The sequence below is a fragment of the Rhodococcus sp. P3_B8 genome (genome assembly GCF_056402775.1).
The window spans coordinates 1-23,399 of the sequence record NZ_JBFUGT010000094.1; the positions used below are offsets into that span (position 1 = coordinate 1).

Here is a 23,399-nt window from a genome sequence, read left to right on the forward strand (position 1 = left end):
CTGCTGATCGGCGGGACCGTCGTCGGCCGCGGCGCCGAGGTGGGTGCGGGCGCGCGACTCGACGGCGCGGTGCTGTTCGACGGCGCCGTGGTCGAGGCCGGAGCGACCGTCGAACGGTCCATCATCGGTTTCGGCGCACGCATCGGGCCGCGGGCTCTGGTGCGTGACGCGGTGATCGGTGACGGAGCCGACATCGGCGCCCGGTGCGAACTCCTGCGCGGCGCCCGGGTGTGGCCGGGAGTGACGTTGCCCGACGGCGGGGTCCGGTTCAGCACGGACGTGTGAGAGATCAACGTACCCCTGCCCTGAAGGGCCGGGTTTGCCAGTCGCGTCCCCGACTGGCTGTCGGGTGCGCGMCGACTGTAGGCCGGTTGATTAGGCGGCCCAATAGCCGTGCGTCGTGGTCATGTACTTCACGTACCCCAGGTAGGCGATGTTCAACGCGGCATTGTGATCTGCCTGATCGACATGTCCACACCCGGCACACAAACCGATCCTGTGTGATCCGGTTCGCCTTGTCGACGTGCCCGCACGGGTAGCAGGCCTCGAGGTTCGCGCCCCGCGGCGATCCGGACCCGAGGCGTCCCAACGGATTACGCGGGTGATCGGATCGGGTTGCCGAGCAACTTGCGGCCCGTTCGGGGGATCTCGGCTACGCCGACCCGGCGATCTGGGGAACATCCTCCGGCGACCGTATCTCGGCGAAACGCCCTGCGCTGGCGCCGCTCCGCTAGCGCAGTCCGGCCAGGTGCACGAGCTGGTCGATCGTGGACTTCTCCGCGTTCGGCGGCAGTGCGTCCACCGGCCACCAGCGGAGGTCCGTCGATTCGGAGCTACGCACGATGTGGGCGTCGGGACGCGCGCGGACGACGAACCGGAGATCCAGGTGCCGGGTTGGCTGTCCGAGTGAGCACGTGATCGGGTGGGTGTGCGCCGACAGCAGGACGGGATCGATCCGGAGGTCGGGAATTCCCGATTCCTCGCACGCCTCCCGCAGCGCGGCGTCGACGACGGTCTCGTCGGAAGGCTCGCAGTGCCCGCCCAATTGGATCCACCGGCCGACCCGGGGATGCAGGGTCAGAAGCACGTGACATCCCCCCTCGTCCAGGACGAGGGAGGACGCCGTGATGTGTCCGGGTGCGTGCTCCCGCAGGCACCCCAGCGGCGCCGACGCGAGGAACGCGAGCATGGTGTGCCGCAATGATTCGTCGTTCTCGTCGAGCGTTTTCCAGCCCTCGAGTGCGGCGGTCGCGGTGCGGTGTAGTGATTCGGCGCTCATTGCGCGTGGGTCATCTCTCGATCAGGGCGTCGCCGGGGTCGGCGGCGTGTCGGGGGGTCAGTGGTTCGAGGGGGTGGCCGACGGCGATCGCGCCGAGGGGTTGCCAGTCGGCGGGCAAGTCGAGGGTGCTGCGGACGGTGTCGGCGGCGAAGATCGTCGACCCGATCCAGCAGCTGCCGATTCCCTTGGTCGCCAACGACACCAGCAGTGCCTGCACCGCGGCTCCGACCGCGACGGTGAACATCGTCGACTCCGCCGCCTGCCGACGCTGGTCGGGGTAGTGGTGGGCGCCGTCGGGGACGCAGAACGGGATGATCACCTCCGGTGCGTCGAACAGGATGTTGCCGCGGGCCACTCGCGCGTCGACCGCGTCGGCGCTCATCCCGTCGGCGGCCAGGTCGGTGCGCCACTGCTGCCGCATCCGGGTCAGCAGTGCGTCGCGGACCGCGCGGGTGCGGACCCAGACGAAGCGGACCGGTCGGGTGTGGTGCGGTGCGGGTGCGGTCAGGGCGTCCGCGATCGATGCCCGCACCGCATCCGGGTCGACCGGGTCGGTCGCGAAGTGGCGGACCGAGCGGCGCAGCAGCACCGCCTCCGCCCGGCCCCGTTCGACGGATTCGGCGGTGCCGAGCCAGAACAGATCCTCGGCGCCGCGGCGGATCAGATCCTGTGCCCGCGAACCGTCGTCGACCAGATCCAGGCCCCGCACGACCGCGACCGGTACCCCACCGAGTTTGCCCTTGACCAGATCCCCCGCGGCGGCGATCTCGTCGGCGACCGCCACCTCCGTGACCACCAGTTCGTTGCCCTGACTGTCGCGGGACCCGGCGTAGCCGTGCAGCACCGGCAGCCCGACCGCGCCGATCGCGGCGTCGATCTGACCGTTGCGCCACGCCCGGCCCATGGTGTCGGTGACCACCACCGCCACCCGCACCCCCAGCGCCACCTCGATCGCATCGCGCAGGGTGCGGGCGCTGGCGTCGGGATCCTCCGGCAGCAGTGCGAGTTCGGAGCCCTCGACGTTCGAGCCGTCGATCCCCGACGCGGCCTGCACGATCCCGAGCCGGTTCTCGGTGATCAGGGTCCGGCCCTTGCGGGMCACGATCCGCACCGCTTCCTGCTCGACGAGGCGCCGTCGGGCGGCGTCGCGTTCCTCCGGGTCGGTGGGCGAGGACACGATCCGGCCCTCGACCTTCGAGAACACCTTGCTGGTGACCACCAGCACGTCCCCTTCGGCGAGCCACGGTGCGGCCGCGACCACGGCTGCCGCGAGGTCGTCGCCGGGCCGGAACTCGGGCAGACCGGTCACCGGGCGGATCTCGATCGCCCCGCCCGGGGCGTGATCGAGCCCGGACGCACCCGCCGGGTCGCTCACAACGTCACCCCCGCCACGTCCAGCGCCGCCCGCACCATCGCCGCGGTGGCGTCGGGGTCGGTCATGATCAGCGGCACCCGGGCCACCTCGACGCCGGGGATCTCGGCGGTGTCGGTGTCGTGGACCAGCCAGCCGTCGAGGATCCCGGTCCCGGACCGGGCCCCGTACCACCGGCCGATCGCCTCCGCGGAGGTGTCCACCCCGATCACGTCGAGGCATTCGTCGGCCATGCCCCGCAACGGTTTTCCGCCGACGATCGGCGAGATCCCGACCACCTTCGCCGCGGTGGTGCGCAGGCCGCCCCGGATCCCGGGCACCGCCAGGATCGCCCCCACACTGACCACCGGATTCGACGGTGCCAGCAACACGATGTCGGCGGCCTCGATCGCCTCGAGCACCCCCGGCGCCGGGGCGGCCTGCTCGGCGCCGATGTGCGCGAAGCTGTGCGTCGGCACCTGGGCGCGGTACCGCACCCACCACTCCTGGAAGTGGATCGCCCGCTGCTCCCCGTCCTCGGGATCGGTGATCACGACGTGAGTTTCACTACGATCATCGGTCACCGGCAGCAAGGTCACACCCGGTTGCCACCGGTTGCACAACGCCTCGGTCACCGCCGACAACGGATACCCCGTCCGCAGCATCTGGGTGCGGATCAGATGCGTGGCGATGTCCCGGTCCCCGAGCCCGAACCAATCCGGTTTCGCACCATATGCGGCGAGTTCTTCCTTCGCGTTCCAGGTTTCCCCGGCATGCCCCCACCCACGCTCGGTGTCGATACCGCCGCCGAGGGTATACATGCAGGTATCCAGGTCCGGGCAGATCCGCAGCCCGTGCATCCACACATCGTCACCGACATTGACCACCGCCGTAACGACATGGCCCGAATCGGCCCCCAGAAGTCTCCGCACACCTTGCAGGAACCGGGCCCCACCCACCCCGCCAACCAATACAGTCACGTTCACGGTGCAAGCCTAGGCGGTGGCCGCCCGCCTCCTGTGTGCTGCTTCCCCGGAGCGAATCGAGAGCGCGAAATAGTAATCGACTTTCGACGGTTAGCTTGACCGCGACACGCTGGGCGTGTCTAATCACAAATATGTCATTCCGACGTTGTGGGCGTGGAATCACTTGCAGCGGGGATCAATTCGAACGGTTGTTCGAACGGGTGGCAGGGGTGTTCGGTTCGGGGTACATGATCGATCGAAATTTTCTGCGCTATCACAGGTGAGGAGGCGGAACGATGCCCAATGAGCAGATCGAGTCGGAGACTCGCTGGAGCACAGTAAGCGACGAACCGCAGACCAATTCCGAAGCAGGCGCAGCGGACGGCGTCTGTGTTCAAGAAGTCTGTGTGCAAGAAGGCAGTGTGAAAGAAATTCCTGTGCCGGAACTCGTCGCACAGGAAGTCGAGACGACGGGCCCCCGCCCGGCGTTGAGTCTGGTGACCGGTTTCGACGAATTGTTCGAGACCATCGAGGATCAGTGGCAGGAACGCGCGCTCTGTGCGCAGACCGACCCTGAGGCCTTCTTCCCCGAAAAGGGAGGCTCCACCAGGGAAGCGAAGCGCATCTGCCTGGGCTGTGAGGTGCGGGACGAGTGCCTCGACTACGCACTGGCCAACGACGAGCGGTTCGGTATCTGGGGTGGTCTGTCGGAGCGTGAGCGCCGGCGCCTGAAGCGGGGGATCGTCTAGTTCAGTCTTCGTCGCCCGGCAAATCCGGGTCGATGACCTCGGGTTCGACTCCGAGGTACGTACTCACCTGCTGTACGAGCACGTCGTGCACCAGGTCGGTGAGGTCGTCCGGGTCCTTGGCGCGCTGTTCGAGCGGTCGCCGGAACAGGACGACTCGCGCCCGCGTCGTGGATCCGTGCCGGTCGATGCCGGCCGGGATCAGTCGGGACAGTGGCACGGGCCCGTCCGCCACGACCTCGGCGGGCCAGTTGACCGAATCCGGGTCGAGCGCATGAATTTTCGGGACCTCGTCGACGGCGATGTCCAGCTTCGTCAGGCGTTCGCGCCAGCGCGCGTCGATCGGCGCGAACGCCTCGAGCACCACCAGATCGAACTTCTCTGCGCGGCTCCGTCGTGCCGGCGCGTCCGGAGGGAACACGGACCCGCGGATTCCCCGTCCCCGTCGGTCGACGGATCGGGTGGTCACGGGACGCCTGCGTCGTGCTCTGGACATGGTGTGGACATTACGACAGCCGCACACTCTCGGTGTGTCCGAGTAGGTGTCGGGCCTTCGTGGGGCTAGGCTCCCTAGCTGTGAGATCTCTGCGTCGATGCTGCCGCCCCGGGTGCAAGAACCCCGCTGTCGCGACGCTCACGTACGTCTACTCCGACTCCACCGCCGTCGTCGGCCCGCTCGCCACGGTCGACGAACCGCACTCGTGGGATCTGTGCGAAACGCACGCGTCGAGGATTACCGCACCCAAGGGCTGGGAACTGGTTCGGTACGAAGGTGGGTTCTCGTCGAGCACCCCGGACGAGGACGACCTGACCGCGCTGGCGGAGGCCGTGCGGGAGGCGGGCCTCGGCGATCGCGGGCGGTCCGAACGGACCCTGTCCACCGAGGATCGCGCGGAGACCGGCACCCAGCCCGGCCCGGCACGCACCGGTCGTCGCGGCCATCTGCGGGTACTTCCCGACCCTTCCAACTGACGTCCCGGCCTGCTTCGGGGCCTGCGGCTCGCGGCGTGCCGTGCCCGCGACGGGCAGGCATTAGGCTTGCGCCAGCACTGGTGCTCGTAAAGGAGAAACAAGAAGTGGCGCGATCAGCCGAGTCCGTACATGCCGTGATCAAGGCTTACGACGTGCGGGGTGTCGTCGGTGAACACATCGACGCCGCGTTCGTGCAGGACGTGGGTGGCGCATTCGCACGACTCGTTCGCGAGGACGGCGCCACGAAGGTCGTGATCGGCTACGACATGCGCGCGTCTTCCCCGGACCTGGCCCGTGCATTCGCCGACGGCGTCACCGCCCAGGGCCTGGACGTAGTCCTCATCGGTCTCGCGTCCACCGATCAGCTGTATTTCGCGTCGGGGCTGTTCGACTGCCCGGGTGCGATGTTCACGGCGAGCCACAACCCGGCGAAGTACAACGGCATCAAGCTGTGCCGCGCAGGCGCGAAGCCGGTGGGGCAGGAGACGGGCCTTTCCACGATCGCGGCCGAGGTCGTCGACGGGGTCCCCGCGTTCGACGGCGCTCCCGGCACGGTGTCCGAGGAGGACGTGCTCGAGCAGTACGCGAGCTTCGTCCGCGGACTGGTGAACCTCTCCGACCTCCGCCCGCTGACGGTCGCCGTCGACGCGGGCAACGGCATGGGTGGGCACACCGTTCCCGCGGTGTTCGAGCCGATGCCGGTGAAGCTGGAGCCGCTGTACTTCGAGCTCGACGGCACGTTCCCGAACCACGAGGCGAATCCGCTCGACCCGGCGAACCTCGTGGATCTGCAACGGTACGTCCGTGAGACCGGTGCCGACATCGGTCTGGCCTTCGACGGCGACGCGGACCGCTGCTTCGTGGTCGACGAGCTCGGCAACCCGGTGTCGCCGTCCGCCGTCACCGCCCTGGTCGCGGAGCGGGAGCTGGCCAAGGAGCCCGGCGCGACCGTCATCCACAACCTCATCACGTCCCGCGCGGTGCCGGAGCTGGTGACGGAGCTGGGCGGACACCCGGTCCGCACCCGGGTGGGGCATTCGTTCATCAAGCAGCAGATGGCCGAGACGGGCGCGATCTTCGGCGGCGAGCACTCCGCGCATTACTACTTCCGCGACTTCTGGGGCGCCGACTCCGGGATGCTCGCCGGACTGCACGTTCTCGCGGCGCTGGGGGAGCAGGATCGTCCGCTGTCCGAGCTGATGGCGAAGTACGAGCGGTACGCGGCGTCGGGGGAGATCAACTCGACCGTCGCGGACGCCGCCGAACGGACCGACGCGGTGCTGTCGGCGTTCGCGGACCGCACCACGGTCGTGGACCGGCTCGACGGTGTCACGGTCGAACTGGCGGACGGCGCGTGGTTCAACTTGCGGGCCTCCAACACCGAGCCGCTCCTGCGACTGAACGTGGAGGCGGCGACGGCGGCCGAGGTAGATGCACTCGTTACCGAGATACTGGGCATCGTCCGAGCCTGACTGCCATAGTTGGAACTACAGGTTCTGCTCGTGTTGCGAATGTGGCTTGCACTGATGAAGAAAGGGGGTGCGGTGTCATGACAGCGCCGACGCCCCTGTTCGATCTGGACGACGGGGACGCACTGGTCGCGGCGGACACCGAGGGTGTGTTGCGTTCCGCCGCCATGGGGGGTGCCCAGATCCGGGCCACCCGGTCCGCGGTCGAGGAGGGGGCTCTCGAACGACTGCAGGGGCTGCGTCCGCGCAGCGTGGTGGTGGTGACCGGCGCGGGGCGTGCCAGCCGCGGGGCGGCGATCCTGACGGCGGTCCTCGCCGAACGGATAGGTTTCCCGCTGGTGCGCGCCACCCGGACCCCCGTGTGGGTGGGCCCGCTGGACGTGGTGGTGGTGGCCGGCGACGACGCAGGCGACCCCCGGCTCGTGCAGGCCATCGACGCAGCGGTGCGCCGCGGCGCCGAAGTCGTGGTGGCGGCGCCGGACGAGGGACCCTTGCAGGCCGCGGCGGCCGGACGCGTCGTCATGTTCGCGCCGCGGGTGCGGGCACTCACCCGGCACGGTCTGCTGCGGTACTTTGCCGTACTGCTGGCCGTCCTCCGCGTGGTCGGTTCGGAACGCTGGGGCGACGAGGTTCCCGACCTCGAGCAGATCGCCGACGCCGTCGACGGTGAGGCGCTGCGTGACAGGCCGAACAGCGAGGTGTTCCACAATCCGGCGAAATCGTTGGCCTCCCGCATGCAGGGACGCCGCATCGTGCTGACGGGTGACACGGAGAGCACTGTGGAACTGGCCCGGCACGGCGCCGAGGCGCTGCTGCACGCGGGTCGTGTGGCGACCGCGTCGGAACTTCCGGACGTTCTGAGCGCGGCGGGCACGTTCCGTGTCGACCAGGCGCTCTCCGCGCACGACTCGATATTCCACGATCCCGAGTTGGACGGTCCGCCGTCGGCGAGCCCGGTGCGCACGTTCGTGTTGTCCGCCGACGCCGATCGGATGCTCGTCGAACGCAGGATCGCCGCCCTGGGCGACGTCGACCTCGTCGTCGCGTCCTCGGACGAGGGTCAGGTTCCGTCGCAGCGTCCCGAGCTGGAACAGGCGGCGGTTCTCGTCGGCAGGCTCGACATGACTGCCGCGTATCTCCAGTTGATCGGCGGTATCTAGTGCACCGACTCGAAGGTGCGCTGCGGTCCTACGCGTGGGGATCGCGCACAGCCATCGCGCAGCTGCGTGGACTTCCGGTTCCCACGGCGCATCCGGAGGCGGAACTGTGGTTGGGCGCGCACCCGGGTGATCCCGCCCGCGTTCTCACCGAGGAGGGGCCCAGGTCCCTTCTGGACCTGGTGCACTCGGAACCCGAACGTCAGCTCGGCAAGCGGAGTGTGGAGACGTTCGGCGATCGCCTCCCGTTCCTGTTGAAGTTGCTCGCGTCGGAGGAACCACTGTCGTTGCAGGCCCATCCGAGCGCCGAGCAGGCGTGGGAGGGATTCGCCCGGGAGAACGAAGCGGGAATCCCGCTCGAGTCCTCKGTGCGCAACTACAAGGACGCCAGCCACAAACCCGAACTCGTCGTGGCCCTCAGCCGGTTCCACGCGCTCGCCGGTTTCCGGGACCCTCAGCGGACGGTCAAGCTGCTCGAGGCGATCGCGGTTCCGGAGCTGCAGCCCTACGTCGGCCTGATTGCCGGACAACCCGACTCGGACGGTCTCCGCGCGCTGTTCACCACGTGGATCACGTTGCCGCAACCCGTGCTCGGCGCGCTGATGCCGAGGGTGCTCGACGGATGCGTCGCCTATCTGTCGAACACCAGGGACGGCGAGTTCGCGGCGGAGATCCGCACGGCCCTCGAATTGAGTGAGGTGTACCCGGGAGACGCGGGTGTGCTGGCCGCGCTCCTCCTGAACCGGGTCACCCTCGAACCGGGGCAGGGCCTGTACCTCGCCGCGGGCAACCTCCACGCCTACCTGCACGGGATGGCCGTCGAGATCATGGCCAACTCCGACAACGTGCTGCGCGGGGGACTCACGCCCAAGCACGTGGACGTTCCGGAGTTGCTGCGCGTCCTCGACTTCGACACCGTCGACATTCCGATATTGGAGGCGCAAGAGCGCCCGGGCAGTGGCGAATTCGTGTACTCCACGCCGGCGCCGGAATTCGTTCTCGCGCGGATCGACCTGTCACCGGACGGCCCCACGGAGCACCGGCTCGACTCGGAGGGACCGCACATTCTGCTGTGCACTTCGGGTTCGGTGGAGTTGCGGTGCGGAACCGATGCCCTCGAACTGTCCCAGGGCAACGCCGTCTGGATCGCGGCCGAGGACCCCGAAGTGGTGGTGACCGCGGGCACCGAGTGCGCCCAGTTGTTCAGTGCGAGGGTCGGCCCGCCGATCGCGTAGCCTGTATCCGCCCTGATCCGGGAGGGGCTCCGCGGCAAGTCGCGAGGGTCGTGTGCGACCGAGAGGAGAAGTCAGTTGTCGGCTCATGGGGGGAAGAAGGCGATTCTCGCCGCGCTCGGCGCCAATGCCGGTATCGCGGTGGCCAAGTTCGCCGGCTTCCTGATCACCGGCTCGTCATCCATGCTGGCGGAATCCGTGCACTCGGTGGCCGACACCTCCAACCAGGGCCTGCTCCTGCTCGGCCAGAAGAAGGCCGAACGCGCCGCCGACGACCTGCACCAGTTCGGGTACGGGCGTAGCCGCTACTTCTACTCGTTCGTCGTCGCGCTCGTGTTGTTCAGCCTCGGTTCGCTGTTCGCGATCTACGAGGGCATCCACAAGATCCAGCATCCCGAGGAACTCACGTCGCCCCTCGTGGCGGTGGTCATCCTGGTGATCGCCATCGGACTCGAGACATTCAGCTTCCTCACGGCCGCGCGGGAGTCGCGCCCTCTCAAGGGAAAGGCGAGCTGGTGGGGATTCATTCGCACGTCGCGCAGCCCGGAGCTTCCCGTCGTGCTGCTCGAGGACACCGGCGCGCTGGTCGGTCTGGTTCTCGCGCTCGGTGGTGTCGGACTGACGATGCTCTCCGGGGATCCGGTGTGGGACGGTGTCGGCACCCTCTGTATCGGCGCCCTGCTCGGAATCATCGCGATCATCCTCATCGTCGAGATGCAGAGCCTGCTGATCGGTGAAGGAGCGACCGCCGACGAGGAGTCGCGCATTCTCGCCGCTCTCGTCGACGGGGAGAAGATCGAGCGCGTCATCCATTGCAAGACGCAGTACCTCGGACCCGAGGAAATCCTCGTGGCCGCGAAAGTGGCCGTGGCCGCAGGATCGGACATCAGTGCGGTCGCCGACGCCATCGACGAGGCCGAGGCGCGAGTGCGTGGCGCCGTCCCCGCGGCTCGCCGCATCTACATCGAACCCGACCTGTTCCGGGCAACCGAAGGCATAGGCTGAACGGCAACTTTCGATTGAGGAGGCTGATGTGGCCATCCAGGACAAAGGCAGTGGAGAACCGCACCTCGGCGGCAGGCCGACCGGGTTGTTCCGCACCAAGTCGATCGAGCAGTCGATCCGAGACACGGACGAACCGGAAACCAAACTCCGCAAGGATCTGACGGCGTGGGACCTGACCGTTTTCGGTGTCGCCGTCGTCATCGGTGCCGGCATCTTCACGCTCACCGCGCGCACCGCAGGCAACGTCGCCGGGCCGTCGGTGTCGGCGGCGTTCGTGATCGCCGCCATCGCGTGCGGGCTCGCCGCGCTCTGCTACGCCGAGTTCGCCTCGACCGTTCCGGTCGCGGGCAGCGCGTACACGTTCTCCTACGCGACGTTCGGTGAACTGATCGCGTGGATCATCGGCTGGGACCTCATCCTCGAATTCGCGCTCGCCGCGTCGGTCGTGGCGAAGGGCTGGTCGCTCTATCTCGGTGAGGTGATCGGCAACCACACGCCGGTGGCGCAGATCGGCTCGGTCACGTTCGACTGGGGTGCGGTACTCATCGTCGCGATCATCACCGTCGTACTGGCGACGGGCACGAAGCTGTCGTCGCGGGTCTCCCTCGTGATCACCTCGATCAAGGTGGCCGTGGTGCTCGTGGTGGTGGTCGTCGGCGCGTTCTACATCGACACCGACAACTACTCGCCGTACATTCCCCCGTCCGAGGCGGGCAGCACGGGCGAGGGCATCCACCAGTCCCTGTTCTCCTACGTCACGGGCGCCGGCGGTAGCACGTTCGGCTGGTACGGACTGCTGGCAGCGGCGAGCCTGGTGTTCTTCGCGTTCATCGGTTTCGACATCGTCGCCACCACCGCCGAGGAGACGAAGGATCCGCAGAAGGCGCTGCCCCGCGGAATTCTGGGATCGCTGCTGATCGTGACTGTCCTGTACGTGGCGGTGACACTGGTGCTCACCGGCATGGTGGACTACCACGAATTGGCCGGGGACAGTTCCAATCTGGCGACCGCGTTCGGCATCCACGGGATCACGTGGGCGAAGAACCTGATCTCGTTCGGTGCGCTCGCGGGCCTGACCACCGTGGTGATGGTGTTGATGCTCGGGCAGACCCGGGTGCTGTTCGCCATGTCCCGGGACGGACTGATGCCGAGGCGGCTCGCGCCGACCGGCAAGCACGGCACACCCGTTCGGATCACCGTGCTCGTCGGAGTCGTGGTGGCGGTGCTCGCGGGGATCTTCCCGATCGGCACCCTCGAGGAGATGGTCAACATCGGAACGCTGTTCGCGTTCGTCCTCGTGTCGGTCGGCGTGATCGTGCTGCGCCGGACGCGACCGGACCTGCCCCGCGGATTCCGTGTCCCACTGGTCCCGTGGGTGCCCGTCCTCGCCGTCCTCGCCTGCCTGTGGTTGATGGTGAATCTGTCCGTCGAGACGTGGATCCGGTTCATCGTGTGGATGGCGCTCGGCGTGATCATCTACTTCGCCTACAGCCGCCGCCACTCGATGATGGAGAGACGAAGCCGCGGCGAGGTCTGACACGCAACGGGTTTCGACGTCCGGGTGCCGGAGCGGCAGTACCGGGCGAGTACCCCGGAGGTGGCGGGCACTAATGTCTTGGCCATGACTTCGTCGCGTGTCCGGGTGCCCTATCAGGAGGCTGCGCGCCTGCTGCTGCGTCAGTCGGTGCTCGATGCGATGCGGGATCTCCTGTTCGAGAAGGACTGGTCGGACATCACGATGTCGGATGTCGCGGCCGGCGCCGGGGTGAGCAGGCAGACGCTCTACAACGAGTTCAAGTCCCGGCAGGGGCTGGCGGAGGCGTACGCCATCCGGCTGGCCGACGAACTGGTCGACGCCGTCGACGAGGCGCTCGTGGCGAACGTCGGGGAAGGTCGGGCCGCGCTGCTCTCCGGGTTCACCGCGTTCTTCGCGGCCAGCCTGTCCGACCCGCTCGTACAGTCACTTCTGCGTGGCGAGGCCAAGCCCGATCTGCTGCGTCTGATCACGACCGAGAGCGCGCCGATCATCGAGCGGGCGTCCACGCGGCTCGCCGACGTCTTCCAGCGGTGCTGGGTGCGGGCGAGCCCGTCGGACGCGGGGATTCTCAGCCGCGCCATCGTGCGCCTCGCTATGAGCTACATCTCGATGCCACCCGAATCCGAGGCCAACGTCGCCGAGGATCTGGGTGCTCTTCTGGGGCCTTTCGTGGACGAGGCGGTCGACGGGGCCGATCGGGAGTGACCGCCCCGCGGCGCAGCCTCACGTGAGTGTGACCCTCGGGCCGCAGTACCGATAGCCTTGACCGAAACAGCAGTCAAACAGGAGAGGCAGATGACGACCTCAGTTTCAACCACGCCCGTGGCCGAGAGCCGCAATGGGATCGATTTCAAGGTGGCGGACCTTTCGCTCGCCGAGTTCGGCCGCAAGGAGATCCGGCTCGCCGAGCACGAGATGCCGGGACTGATGGCGCTTCGCCGCGAGTACGCAGAGGTGCTGCCGCTCAAGGGCGCTCGCATTTCCGGTTCGCTGCACATGACCATCCAGACGGCCGTCCTCATCGAGACGCTCGTCGCTCTGGGCGCGGAGGTCCGCTGGGCCTCGTGCAACATCTTCTCGACGCAGGATCACGCCGCCGCCGCGATCGTCGTCGGCCCGCACGGCACGCCCGAGGAGCCGCAGGGCACCCCGGTCTTCGCGTGGAAGGGCGAGACGCTCGAGGAGTACTGGTGGGCCGCCGAGCAGATGCTCACCTGGCCGGACGCCGACAAGCCCGCGAACATGATCCTCGACGACGGCGGCGACGCCACGATGCTCGTCCTCAAGGGCGCGCAGTTCGAGAAGGCCGGCGTCGTGCCGCCCACCGACGACGAGCAGGATTCCGACGAGTACAAGGTGTTCCTCGCCCTGCTGCGTCAGTCCCTCGAAGCGGACAAGACCAAGTGGACCAAGGTTGCGGAGTCGGTACAGGGCGTCACCGAGGAGACCACGACCGGTGTCCTGCGTCTCTACCAGGTCGCGGCCGCCGGTGAACTCACGTTCCCGGCCATCAACGTCAACGACTCGGTCACCAAGAGCAAGTTCGACAACAAGTACGGCACCCGGCACTCGCTGCTCGACGGTATCAACCGCGGCACCGACGTGCTGATCGGCGGCAAGGCCGCGCTCGTCTGCGGTTACGGCGACGTCGGCAAGGGGTGCGCGGAGGCTCTGCGCGGACAGGGTGCCCGCGTCGCGGTCACCGAGGTCGACCCCATCAACGCCCTCCAGGCGCTGATGGACGGCTTCGAGGTGAAGACGGTCGAGCAGGCCATCGGCTGGGCCGACATCGTCATCACGTCCACGGGCAACAAGGACATCATCACGTTCGAGCACATGAAGCAGATGAAGCACCAGGCCATCCTGGGCAACATCGGCCACTTCGACAACGAGATCGACATGGCGGGCCTCGAGCGTTCCGGTGAGGTCACCCGCATCAACATCAAGCCGCAGGTGGACGAGTTCCGGTTCAAGGACGGCCACTCGATCATCGTGCTGTCCGAGGGCCGCCTGCTGAACCTCGGCAACGCCACCGGCCACCCCTCGTTCGTGATGAGCAACAGCTTCTCCAACCAGGTGATCGCGCAGATCGAACTGTGGACGAAGCCGGAGGAGTACGACAACGAGGTGTACCGCCTCCCGAAGCACCTCGACGAGAAGGTCGCGAAGATCCACGTCGAGGCGCTCGGTGGCACGCTCACCAAGCTCACGAAGGAGCAGGCGGAGTACATCGGCGTCGACGTCGAGGGCCCGTTCAAGCCCGAGCACTACCGCTACTAGAGGCTGCGGCGTCCCCCGGCCCGTCGCGGGCGGGCCGGGGGATAGCCTTCTTCCTCGTGGGAAAACTGATTGCGCTGGAAGGCCTGGACGGCGCCGGCAAGCGAACACTCGTCGGCGCAGTGGTGGCACGCCTCACCGAACAGGGCCTGACGGTCGGCGCCCTCGACTTTCCGCGGTACGGCAGGTCCGTGCACGCGGATCTGGCGTCCGAGGCGCTCAAGGGCGCGCACGGCGACCTCAGCGACTCCGTGCACGCGATGGCCGTGTTGTTCGCGCTGGACCGGTCCGGTGCCGTCGGAGAGCTCGGAGAGCTGCTCGCCGGACACGACCTGGTGATCCTCGACCGCTATGTGGCGTCCAACGCCGCGTACGGTGCGGCTCGGTTGCATCAGGGGGCGGACGGGGAGTTCGTGGGCTGGGTGCAGAACCTCGAATTCGAGCGGCTGGGGCTGCGTCGGCCCGACCTGCAGCTGTATCTCGACGTCCCCGTGGCACTCGCCGCGCAACGCGCCAGCGGCCGCGAATCGGCGGATGCGAGCCGGTCGCTGGACGCCTACGAACGCGACCGTGGACTGCAGGAACGCACCGGCGAGGTGTACCGCGAGCTGGCCGTGAAGGACTGGATTTCGCCGTGGTGGGTGCTCACCCCGGACACCGATCCGGTCACGCTCGCCGAAAACCTGGCACTCTTGAGTGACGACACGGCACGCCGTGACGAGAAAGAACACGGCACGCCGTAACGGCGAACGGGCTGTTACGGCCTCCGAAGATGCAACGATAGGGACATGAAGCCAAGGATTCTGGTTGTCGACGACGACACTGCGCTCGCGGAGATGCTCACGATCGTCCTCCGCGGCGAAGGATTCGATCCGTATGTGGTGGGGGACGGGACCCAGGCGCTCACCGCGGTCCGGGAGACACGCCCGGACCTCGTGCTGCTCGACCTGATGCTGCCCGGCATGAACGGCATCGACGTGTGCCGCGTCCTGCGGGCCGATTCCGGTGTGCCCATCGTGATGCTGACCGCGAAGACGGACACCGTCGACGTGGTCCTCGGATTGGAATCCGGCGCGGACGACTACATCATGAAGCCGTTCAAGCCGAAGGAGCTGGTGGCGCGGGTTCGGGCACGGCTTCGCCGGACCGAGGACGAGCCGGCCGAGCTGCTCAGCATCGCCGACATCGTCATCGACGTCCCCGCCCACAAGGTGAGCCGGGGCGAAGAACTGATCTCCCTCACCCCCCTCGAGTTCGACCTCCTGGTGGCTCTGGCGCGCAAGCCGCGACAGGTGTTCACCCGTGAGGTCCTGCTCGAGCAGGTGTGGGGTTACCGACATGCAGCCGACACCCGACTGGTCAACGTGCACGTTCAGCGTCTGCGGGCCAAGGTCGAGACTGATCCCGAAAATCCCGAAGTGGTTTTGACGGTCAGGGGGGTCGGCTACAAGGCCGGACCGCCGTGACAGGTGTTTCCCGATGGCGGCGTCGTGTCAACCGACGCGTTTCGCCGATCCTTCGGTGGGGTCACTCACTGAGCAATACCCTCGCGCACACGTGGCGTCGTTCGCTGCAGCTGAGGGTCGTCGTCTCGACGTTGACGTTGTCGCTCATCGTCATCGTCGTACTCGGCGTCGTGCTGACGAGTCAGATCACCGACCGTCTGCTCGAAACGAAGATCAACGCGGCGACCGAGGAGATGGACCGTGCCCGCAGCACGGTCGAGGGGCAGTTGGCCGGCGCGGACGACAGTAGTTCGCCCACCACCCAGCTCGACGGTGCCCGGGCCGCGCTGACGAACCGGGAGCCCGACGCCGGTCAGGCGTCGGGGTCGGCGGGAACGTTCGATCCCGTGCTGATCGTGCCCGGTGACGGCCCCCGGGCCCCGACGTCCAGCGGTCCGGCGGACCAGATCCCGGAATCGTTGCGGGCGTTCGTCCAGGCCGGTCAGGTTGCCTATCAGTTCGCCACCGTGAACGATCCCGAAGGCTATTCGGGGCCGGCGCTGATCGTCGGGAGCCCGACCGCGTCCGCGATCTCCACGCTCGAGCTGTACCTCGTGTTCCCGCTGGCCAGTGAGGACCGCAGCCTGTCGCTGGTTCGCGGCACGCTGCTGGTGGGTGGTGCGGTGCTCGCCGTGCTGCTCGCGGCCATCGCGCTTCTCGTCGCCCGGCAGGTGGTTCTGCCCATCCGGTCGGCGTCCCGGATCGCGGTGCGCTTCGCCGACGGCCGGCTGAAGGAACGCATGCCGGTGCGCGGCGAGGACGACATGGCCCGGCTGGCGATGTCGTTCAACGAGATGGCCGAGAGCCTCTCGAAACAGATCACCCAGCTCGAGGAGTTCGGAAATCTCCAGAAGAGATTCACCTCCGACGTGAGCCACGAGCTGCGGACCCCGCTGACGACCGTGCGCATGGCGGCCGACCTCATCCACGACGGCAGCGACGACCTCGACCCCGTGCTCCGGCGGTCGTCGGAATTGCTGGTCGCCGAACTCGACCGGTTCGAGGGGTTGCTGGCCGACCTCCTCGAGATCAGCAGGCACGACGCCGGTGTCGCGGAACTGGCCGCCGAGCAACTCGACGTCCGGATGTGTGCGCGTGCGGCGATCTCGACGGTCCGTCACCTCGCGCGCGAGAGCGGGACCGAACTGATCGTTGACCTGCCCGATCAGGCAGTCATGGCCGAGGTGGACCCGCGTCGCGTGGAACGCATTCTGCGGAACCTCCTCGCGAACGCGATCGATCACGGAGAAGGCAAACCGGTGCTGCTGCGCCTGCGCGCCGACGACAGCGCTGCGGCGTTCATCGTGCGCGACCAGGGCGTGGGGCTGCGGCCGGGCGAGGAGAAGCTGGTGTTCAACAGGTTCTGGCGGTCCGACCCGTCGCGTGTGCGACGGTCGGGCGGTACCGGCCTCGGACTCGCGATCAGTGTGGAGGACGCGAATCTCCACGACGGCAGGCTCGAGGCGTGGGGCGAACCCGGCCAAGGCGCCTGCTTCCGGCTGACGCTGCCGCGGGTGCGGGGCCGCAAGGTCGTGTCGAGCCCGCTGCCGTTGAAACCGGGAACCGCGAAATACGTTCAAGGGCAGCCCGTCCCGGGCGACACCACGTTGCCGGTGCGCAACGAGAGTCCGGAGACGGTGGCCGACGAGTCCCGCACGGTTCCCCGGAAGCGCGAGCGAGCGCACGTCGGTGACCGAGACGGTTCGCACCTTCCGGAGCAGGACCTGTGACGCCCGGCCGGCGATCCGCCCTGCTGTCGCGGTCGGTGTGCGGAGCGATCGTCCTGGCGGTGCTCGTGACGGTCAGTGGGTGCGCGAGCCTCCCGGATTCCTCCACACCGCAGGCGATCGGCACGATCAACCGTGACTCGCCGGGATCGAGTGTCGCGGCCCCCGCGCCGGGGCGTGAACCCGACCTGCTGCTCCGCGACTTCTTCAAGGCCAGCACGGACCCGACCGACCGGCATCTGGCGGCCCGCCAATTCCTCACCGCCGGGGTGTCCGGCAGCTGGGACGACGCGGCCAGCGCGACCATCGTCGACAAGGTCGACGTGCTGCCGGAGACCCGGTCCGCCGACAAGGCGACGTACACGATCCGCGCCAACAAGGTGGGGCAGCTCGAGCCCGGCGGACTGTACGTGGCGGAGGAGGGAAGCTTCGAGACGAAGATCAGCCTCGAGCTACTCGACGGGGAGTGGAGGATCTCCGAGCTCCCCGCCGGCGTGATCCTGGACCGGGCACAGTTCCTGAACACCTATCAGCGCAAATCGCTGTACTTCCTGGATCCGGCCGGGACGACGGTCGTGCCGGATCCGCGCTGGGTGTCGGGCGCCCAGGACCAGATGGCGTCGCAGCTGATCGGCCTGCTGATCGACGGGCCGAAGGCCGCCCTCGCCCCGGCCGTGCGCAACGAGCTCGGTGACGGCGTGTCGGTGCGGGGCCCGATCACGAAGGCCGACGGCCGCACCGCGCAGGTGGGGGTGGGGCTCGGCGGCATCCGGATCGATTTCGCCGGCGTGCCGCCGATGGACGCGCAGGCGAAGCAGCTGTTCGCGGCGCAGGTGATCTGGACGCTGGCCAACGCGGAGATCTCGGGCCCGTATGTGCTGCTCGCCGACGGCGAGCCCTTCGACGAGCGGTTCCCGAACGGGTGGACCACCGCGGACGTCGCGTCGATGAATCCGTTCGCGACCTCGAGTGCCACCGTGGGGCTGCACGCGCTGCGTGAGGGGTCGATGGTGAGCGTCACCGAGACCGGCGTCACCCCGGTGCCCGGGTACTTCGGTTCGGCCCGCAACATGCGTTCGCTCGCGCTGTCGCAGGACGGAAAGCTGGTCGCCGCGGTCGCGGACACCGGGCGTCCCGCCCCGGAACCCGCGAGTTCGCTGATGGTCGGCGCATACGAGGACGGTGCCGCGTCGGTGCTCGAAGGCGGCGCGATCACCCGCCCGACATGGGCACCCGACAATTCGGCGATCTGGGCAGCGGTCAACGGCAACACGGTGATTCGGGTGTTGCGCGAGCCCGGAACCGGCCGGACGTCGGTGGTCAACGTCGATGCCGGCGCCGTCACCGCGCTGGGTGCCACGATCACCGAGTTGCGGCTGTCCCGCGACGGGGTGCGCGCGGCGCTGATCGTCGACGGCAAGGTCTACCTCGCGATCGTCACCCAGATGCCGGGCGGTGAGTATGCGTTGACGAATCCCCGTGCGGTCGCGATCGGTCTGGGCAGCCCGGCGCTGTCGCTGGACTGGAGCACGAGCGACACGATCGTCGTCGCGCGCGCGGCCTCGGACATCCCGGTGGTGCAGGTGGCCGTCGACGGCTCGCGGATGGACGCGCTGCCGAGCCGCAACCTGACCGCGCCGGTGGTGGCCGTGGACGCGTCCACGACCACGGAGTTCGTCGCCGACTCCCGCGCGGTGTTCCAGTTGAACAACAACGATCCGGCGGGCGACCGGTACTGGCGGGAGGTCCCCGGGTTGACGGGTGTGAAGGCGATCCCGGTCCTGCCGGGCTGAGGCTGTCGGTGCGGTCGCCGATACTGCCCGCATGCGCGCCCTGCCCGGCCTCCGGAGTCTGCTCGACCTGATCCTGCCCGCCGAATGCGGCGGGTGCGGTGTGCCGGGCACGCAGTGGTGTGCCCGCTGCGCCACGGAGTTGGCCGACGATCCCGTGCTGCTCCGGCCCCGCGTGGATCCCGGGGTCGGGGTGTGGGCCCTCGGGCCGTACTCGGGTGCCCGACGTCGGGCCGTGATCGCCGCGAAGGAACGCGGGCGGCGTGATCTCGCTGCGCCCCTCGGATCCGCCGTCGCGGGCGCTCTGGGCCGTCTGCAGCAGTGGGGTGAACTCGACCCGCCGGACGTGGCCCCGGTGGTTCTGGTGCCGGCTCCGACGCGTCCCCGGGCCGCCCGTGCACGCGGCGGCGACCCCGTCACCCGGATCGCCGTCGCCGCGGTGGGAGGCAGACGCGTGTGCCCCGCGCTCGTGATGCGACACGCCGTGCGCGATTCGGTCGGACTGAGCGCAGATCAACGTCGAGTAAACCTCGAGGGTGGCGTCCGGTTGACGCGGAGCGGTGAAGGATTCGCGCGGCATCTCGCGTCGGAATCGGCTGCACTGCACCGGGTATCGGTGGTACTGCTGGATGACGTGTCGACCACCGGGGCGACCGCCGCCGAGTCGGTCCGGGTGCTGTCGCGAGTGGGTATCCGAGTGAGTGCGGTGGTCGTCGTGGCGGGTGTCGGATGAAATTCTGCCGAACAGTGGCACTCGCGCGCGTTACGTACTAGCGTCGCGGACACACCCGAAAACACAGGTAGGAGGTGGAACTTCGAACCTGGTGCCGGGCGGACCCCCTTCCGGCATTGCTCAAACTCGCCGCCGCCCATCAAGGGGCGGGGCCGTAATCGGGAGGTACGAGTGACGACCCCTTCGCAAGCCTCGGTTTTCGTCGACGACCGCACAACGGATGCACAAGAGAAGACGGATACCCCCAACGCCGAGATCGTCGTCAAGGGACGCAACGTCGAGGTACCCGACCACTTCCGCGTGTACGTCTCCGAGAAGCTGTCGCGCCTCGAGCGCTTCGATCCCTCCATATTTCTGTTCGATGTCGAACTTCACCACGAACCCAATCGACGCCAGAGGAAAAACTGCCAGCGCGTCGAGATCACTGCCCGAGGCAAGGGGCCGGTAGCCCGAGCCGAGGCATGCGCCGACAGCTTCTATGCAGCATTCGAGTCGGTGACCGCCAAGCTCGAGAGCAGGCTCCGCCGCACCAAGGACCGCAAAAAGGTCCACTACGGGGAAAAGACCCCGGTGTCGGTGGCGGAGGCCACCGCCGCACTCGCCGAGGACGACAGTCTCGGCATCAGTCCCGACATCTCCCTGGACGGTCAGATGCCGGACGAGCACACACCGGGTCATGTCGTGCGTACCAAGGAACACAAGGCCACGCCGATGACCGTCGACGATGCTTTGTACGAGATGGAGCTGGTAGGACACGATTTCTTCCTGTTCCACGACAAGGAGTCGGACAAGGCGACCGTCGTCTACCGGCGGCACGCGTTCGACTACGGATTGATCCGTCTGGCGTGATGTACTCCCGTTCCGCCTGACGATCCGAGCGGTCGGTCTACTCGTCCGATCGCGGAAGCGCCTACCATGGAATCCGGCCGGGGTTCTCGGACCTCCGGCCGGATTTTGTGTGTCACCCATCCACTGCCGAAGATTGAGGACGAACAAGACTGTGCCGTCGCTGTCGCTATCGAAGCTGCTCCGTGTTGGTGAAGGTCGCATGGTCAAGCGGCTCAAGCACATCGCCGACCACGTTTCCTCGCTGTCGCCCGAGGTCGAAGACCTGACCGACGAGCAACTCCGCGCGAAGACCGAGGAGTTCCGCGCCCGCTACCGCGACGGCGAGACGCTCGACGAGCTGCTGCCCGAGGCGTTCGCGGTCGCCCGCGAGGCGTCCTGGCGGGTCATTGACCAGCGGCACTTCCACGTGCAGATCATGGGCGGCGCCGCCCTCCACTTCGGCAACATCGCCGAGATGAAGACGGGTGAGGGCAAGACCCTGACCTGCGTGTTGCCCGCGTACCTCAATGCGATCGCCGGTGACGGCGTGCACGTCGTCACGGTCAACGACTACCTCGCCAAGCGTGACTCCGAGTGGATGGGCCGTGTCCACCGCTTCCTCGGCCTCGACACCAGCGTGATCCTGTCCGGCATGTCGCCGGCCGAGCGTCGCGCAGCCTATGCGGCCGACATCACATACGGCACCAACAACGAGTTCGGGTTCGACTACCTGCGCGACAACATGACGCACTCCCTGGACGATCTCGTCCAGCGCGGTCACAGCTTCGCCGTCGTCGACGAGGTCGACTCCATCCTCATCGACGAGGCCCGGACCCCCCTCATCATCTCCGGTCCCGCCGACGCCTCGAGCAAGTGGTACGCGGAATTCGCGCGCATCGCGCCGCTGCTCAAGCGTGACGTGCACTACGAGGTCGACATCCGCAAGCGCACCATCGGCGTCCACGAGGCCGGCGTCGAGCTCGTCGAGGACCAGCTCGGCATCGACAACCTGTACGAGGCCGCCAACTCGCCGCTCGTGAGCTACCTGAACAACGCCATCAAGGCCAAGGAGCTCTACACCAAGGACAAGGACTACATCGTCCGCGACGGCGAAGTGATCATCGTCGACGAGTTCACCGGCCGCGTCCTCGTCGGCCGCCGCTACAACGAGGGCATGCACCAGGCGATCGAGGCCAAGGAGAAGGTCGAGATCAAGGCCGAGAACCAGACCCTCGCCACGATCACACTCCAGAACTACTTCCGTCTCTACGACAAGCTGTCGGGCATGACGGGTACGGCCGAGACCGAGGCCGCCGAGCTGCACCAGATCTACAACCTCGGCGTCATCCCGATCCCCACAAACCGGCCGATGGTCCGCGTCGACAACGGCGACCTGATCTACAAGACCGAGGAAGCCAAGTTCGACGCCGTCGTCGACGACGTGGTGGAGCGGCACGAGAAGGGCCAGCCGGTCCTGATCGGCACCACCAGCGTCGAGCGGTCCGAGTACCTGTCGAAGCAGTTCACCAAGCGCGGCGTGGCGCACAACGTGCTGAACGCGAAGTTCCACGAGCAGGAAGCCCAGATCATCGCCGAGGCCGGCAGGTCGGGCGCCGTCACCGTGGCGACCAACATGGCCGGTCGCGGTACCGACGTCGTGCTGGGCGGCAACCCCGACATCATCGCGGACATCGCGCTCCGCAAGCAGGGGCTCGACCCCGTCCACACGCCCGACGACTACGAGGCGGCGTGGGACGACGTCCTCGACCAGGTCAAGGCAGAGGTCAAGGCCGACGCGGACAAGGTTCGTGAGGCGGGCGGACTCTATGTCCTCGGCACCGAGCGGCACGAGTCCCGGCGTATCGACAACCAGTTGCGCGGCCGCTCCGGCCGTCAGGGCGATCCGGGTGAGTCGCGGTTCTACCTGTCGCTCGGCGACGAGTTGATGCGACGGTTCAACGGCGCGGCGCTCGAGTCGATCATGACCCGGCTCAACCTGCCCGACGACGTTCCCATCGAGGCGAAGATGGTCTCGAAGGCCATCAAGAGTGCTCAGACGCAGGTCGAGCAGCAGAACTTCGAGATCCGCAAGAACGTCCTCAAGTACGACGAGGTGATGAACCAGCAGCGCACCGTCATCTACAACGAGCGCCGCCAGATCCTCGAGGGCAAGGACATGGAGGGCCAGGTCGAGAAGATGATCACCGACGTGGTCACCGCCTACGTCGACGGCGCCACCGCCGAGGGATACGTCGAGGACTGGGATCTCGAACAACTGTGGACGGCCCTCAAGACGCTGTACCCGGTCGGCGTCGACTACAAGGAACTGGTCGGCGACGGCGACGACGGTGAGACCAACGACATCACCGCCGACGAGCTGCGCGAGACCCTGCTGAAGGACGCACACGACGCCTACGCCCGGCGCGAGGCCGAGATCGACGGTGTCGCCGGCGAGGGATCGATGCGCGAACTGGAGCGACGGGTCCTGCTGAGCGTGCTCGACCGCAAGTGGCGCGAGCACCTCTACGAGATGGACTACCTCAAGGAAGGTATCGGCCTGCGGGCGATGGCCCAGCGTGATCCGCTCGTCGAGTACCAGCGCGAAGGCTTCGACATGTTCGGCGGCATGCTCGAGGGTCTGAAGGAGGAGTCGGTCGGATTCCTGTTCAACCTTCAGGTCGAGGCGGCCGCCCCGCAGGCGGCGCAGGCCCCGGGCGTCAGCGTCACCGCGGCTTCCGCAGCGGCGACGGCGTCGGCCTCGCCCGCGCCGGCAGCGCCGCGGCCACTGCCGACCCAGGAGGCGGCGCAGCAGGCGCAGGGCACAGC

General features: G+C 67.8%; 21 protein-coding genes. 17 read left to right on the top strand and 4 right to left on the bottom strand.

Annotated features, from left to right (window positions below; all coding sequences use genetic code 11):
• A partial coding sequence (locus AC1D1G_RS24480) for a GlgC family sugar phosphate nucleotidyltransferase (RefSeq protein WP_477954043.1) occupies positions 1 to 285 on the top strand: 285 nt, incomplete at its 5' end.
• 445 nt (positions 286 to 730) lie between these two features.
• Here the strand turns inward: AC1D1G_RS24480 and AC1D1G_RS24485 are convergent.
• From AC1D1G_RS24485 to cofD, 3 genes are read right to left on the bottom strand one after another with little or no spacing between them, the layout of a single operon-like run.
• The gene (locus AC1D1G_RS24485) at positions 731 to 1,279 is read right to left on the bottom strand and encodes an NUDIX hydrolase (RefSeq protein ID WP_280785199.1); all 549 of its coding nucleotides are present in this window, start codon (positions 1,277 to 1,279) and stop codon (positions 731 to 733) included.
• A gap of 10 nt (positions 1,280 to 1,289) precedes the next feature.
• The gene (locus AC1D1G_RS24490) at positions 1,290 to 2,654 is read right to left on the bottom strand and encodes a coenzyme F420-0:L-glutamate ligase (protein ID WP_477954045.1); all 1,365 of its coding nucleotides are present in this window, start codon (positions 2,652 to 2,654) and stop codon (positions 1,290 to 1,292) included.
• Positions 2,651 to 3,616 carry a 2-phospho-L-lactate transferase gene (gene cofD / locus AC1D1G_RS24495; protein ID WP_283335207.1) on the bottom strand — a complete coding sequence of 322 codons (966 nt, stop codon included), beginning with the start codon at positions 3,614 to 3,616 and terminating at the stop codon, positions 2,651 to 2,653. Before cofD ends, AC1D1G_RS24490 begins: the two co-directional genes overlap by 4 nt.
• A 467-nt stretch (positions 3,617 to 4,083) precedes the next feature.
• Here cofD and AC1D1G_RS24500 point away from each other — a divergent pair, with 467 nt between their 5' ends.
• The gene (locus AC1D1G_RS24500) at positions 4,084 to 4,344 is read left to right on the top strand and encodes a WhiB family transcriptional regulator (RefSeq protein ID WP_166680705.1); all 261 of its coding nucleotides are present in this window, start codon (positions 4,084 to 4,086) and stop codon (positions 4,342 to 4,344) included.
• Between the two features lies 1 nt (position 4,345).
• Here AC1D1G_RS24500 and AC1D1G_RS24505 read toward each other — a convergent pair whose 3' ends face one another.
• Positions 4,346 to 4,837 (bottom strand): metallopeptidase family protein, encoded by a 492-nt coding sequence (locus tag AC1D1G_RS24505; protein ID WP_029539455.1) that lies wholly within the window; start codon positions 4,835 to 4,837, stop codon positions 4,346 to 4,348.
• A gap of 80 nt (positions 4,838 to 4,917) precedes the next feature.
• On the opposite strand from AC1D1G_RS24505, the gene AC1D1G_RS24510 reads away from it, so the two are divergent.
• The 15 genes from AC1D1G_RS24510 to secA form a co-directional block, all read left to right on the top strand.
• A complete protein-coding gene (locus AC1D1G_RS24510) occupies positions 4,918 to 5,313 on the top strand; it encodes a DUF3499 domain-containing protein (protein WP_280781622.1) in 396 nt (131 codons plus the stop codon).
• Between the two features lie 104 nt (positions 5,314 to 5,417).
• Positions 5,418 to 6,785 (top strand): phosphomannomutase/phosphoglucomutase, encoded by a 1,368-nt coding sequence (locus AC1D1G_RS24515; protein WP_283335208.1) that lies wholly within the window; start codon positions 5,418 to 5,420, stop codon positions 6,783 to 6,785.
• A 77-nt stretch (positions 6,786 to 6,862) separates the two neighbouring features.
• On the top strand, positions 6,863 to 7,942 hold the full coding sequence (locus tag AC1D1G_RS24520; RefSeq protein ID WP_009479522.1) for a hypothetical protein: 1,080 nt from the start codon (positions 6,863 to 6,865) through the stop codon (positions 7,940 to 7,942).
• Positions 7,942 to 9,174 (top strand): mannose-6-phosphate isomerase, class I, encoded by a 1,233-nt coding sequence (gene manA, locus AC1D1G_RS24525; RefSeq protein WP_280781624.1) that lies wholly within the window; start codon positions 7,942 to 7,944, stop codon positions 9,172 to 9,174. The genes AC1D1G_RS24520 and manA overlap by 1 nt, the downstream gene beginning before the upstream one ends.
• Before the next feature lie 75 nt (positions 9,175 to 9,249).
• Positions 9,250 to 10,176, top strand: a complete 927-nt coding sequence (locus tag AC1D1G_RS24530; protein WP_477954048.1) for a cation diffusion facilitator family transporter — start codon at positions 9,250 to 9,252, stop codon at positions 10,174 to 10,176.
• A gap of 28 nt (positions 10,177 to 10,204) precedes the next feature.
• Positions 10,205 to 11,713, top strand: coding sequence for an amino acid permease (locus AC1D1G_RS24535; RefSeq protein ID WP_477954049.1), 1,509 nt, complete (start codon positions 10,205 to 10,207; stop codon positions 11,711 to 11,713).
• A gap of 84 nt (positions 11,714 to 11,797) precedes the next feature.
• Entirely contained in the window at positions 11,798 to 12,418 is a 621-nt protein-coding gene (locus AC1D1G_RS24540; protein ID WP_477954051.1) for a TetR/AcrR family transcriptional regulator, read from the top strand.
• Positions 12,419 to 12,508: 90 nt separating this feature from the next.
• Positions 12,509 to 13,993, top strand: a complete 1,485-nt coding sequence (gene ahcY / locus AC1D1G_RS24545; protein WP_105413171.1) for an adenosylhomocysteinase — start codon at positions 12,509 to 12,511, stop codon at positions 13,991 to 13,993.
• 56 nt (positions 13,994 to 14,049) lie between these two features.
• On the top strand, positions 14,050 to 14,733 hold the full coding sequence (locus tag AC1D1G_RS24550) for a dTMP kinase (RefSeq protein WP_477954052.1): 684 nt from the start codon (positions 14,050 to 14,052) through the stop codon (positions 14,731 to 14,733).
• Positions 14,734 to 14,778: 45 nt separating this feature from the next.
• On the top strand, positions 14,779 to 15,456 hold the full coding sequence (gene mtrA, locus AC1D1G_RS24555) for an MtrAB system response regulator MtrA (RefSeq protein ID WP_005240059.1): 678 nt from the start codon (positions 14,779 to 14,781) through the stop codon (positions 15,454 to 15,456).
• Positions 15,453 to 17,225 (top strand): MtrAB system histidine kinase MtrB, encoded by a 1,773-nt coding sequence (gene mtrB, locus AC1D1G_RS24560; RefSeq protein WP_283353761.1) that lies wholly within the window; start codon positions 15,453 to 15,455, stop codon positions 17,223 to 17,225. Before mtrA ends, mtrB begins: the two co-directional genes overlap by 4 nt.
• On the top strand, positions 17,222 to 19,015 hold the full coding sequence (gene lpqB / locus AC1D1G_RS24565) for an MtrAB system accessory lipoprotein LpqB (protein WP_280781629.1): 1,794 nt from the start codon (positions 17,222 to 17,224) through the stop codon (positions 19,013 to 19,015). Before mtrB ends, lpqB begins: the two co-directional genes overlap by 4 nt.
• Before the next feature lie 31 nt (positions 19,016 to 19,046).
• Entirely contained in the window at positions 19,047 to 19,745 is a 699-nt protein-coding gene (locus AC1D1G_RS24570; protein ID WP_317568976.1) for a ComF family protein, read from the top strand.
• Positions 19,746 to 19,916: 171 nt separating this feature from the next.
• Complete coding sequence (hpf, locus tag AC1D1G_RS24575; protein WP_005259747.1) at positions 19,917 to 20,594, top strand: ribosome hibernation-promoting factor, HPF/YfiA family; 678 nt, start codon at positions 19,917 to 19,919, stop codon at positions 20,592 to 20,594.
• A gap of 151 nt (positions 20,595 to 20,745) precedes the next feature.
• Positions 20,746 to 23,399: preprotein translocase subunit SecA (secA, locus tag AC1D1G_RS24580; RefSeq protein ID WP_477954053.1), on the top strand; the 2,654-nt coding region annotated here is incomplete at its 3' end.

Coding starts and splice junctions, on each gene's coding strand:
- AC1D1G_RS24485 (WP_280785199.1), bottom strand. CDS start 1,279: ATGAGCGCCGAATCACTACACCGCACCGCGACCGCCGCACTCGAGGGC.
- AC1D1G_RS24505 (WP_029539455.1), bottom strand. CDS start 4,837: ATGTCCAGAGCACGACGCAGGCGTCCCGTGACCACCCGATCCGTCGAC.
- AC1D1G_RS24520 (WP_009479522.1), top strand. CDS start 6,863: ATGACAGCGCCGACGCCCCTGTTCGATCTGGACGACGGGGACGCACTG.
- AC1D1G_RS24540 (WP_477954051.1), top strand. CDS start 11,798: ATGACTTCGTCGCGTGTCCGGGTGCCCTATCAGGAGGCTGCGCGCCTG.
- ahcY (WP_105413171.1), top strand. CDS start 12,509: ATGACGACCTCAGTTTCAACCACGCCCGTGGCCGAGAGCCGCAATGGG.
- mtrA (WP_005240059.1), top strand. CDS start 14,779: ATGAAGCCAAGGATTCTGGTTGTCGACGACGACACTGCGCTCGCGGAG.
- AC1D1G_RS24570 (WP_317568976.1), top strand. CDS start 19,047: ATGCGCGCCCTGCCCGGCCTCCGGAGTCTGCTCGACCTGATCCTGCCC.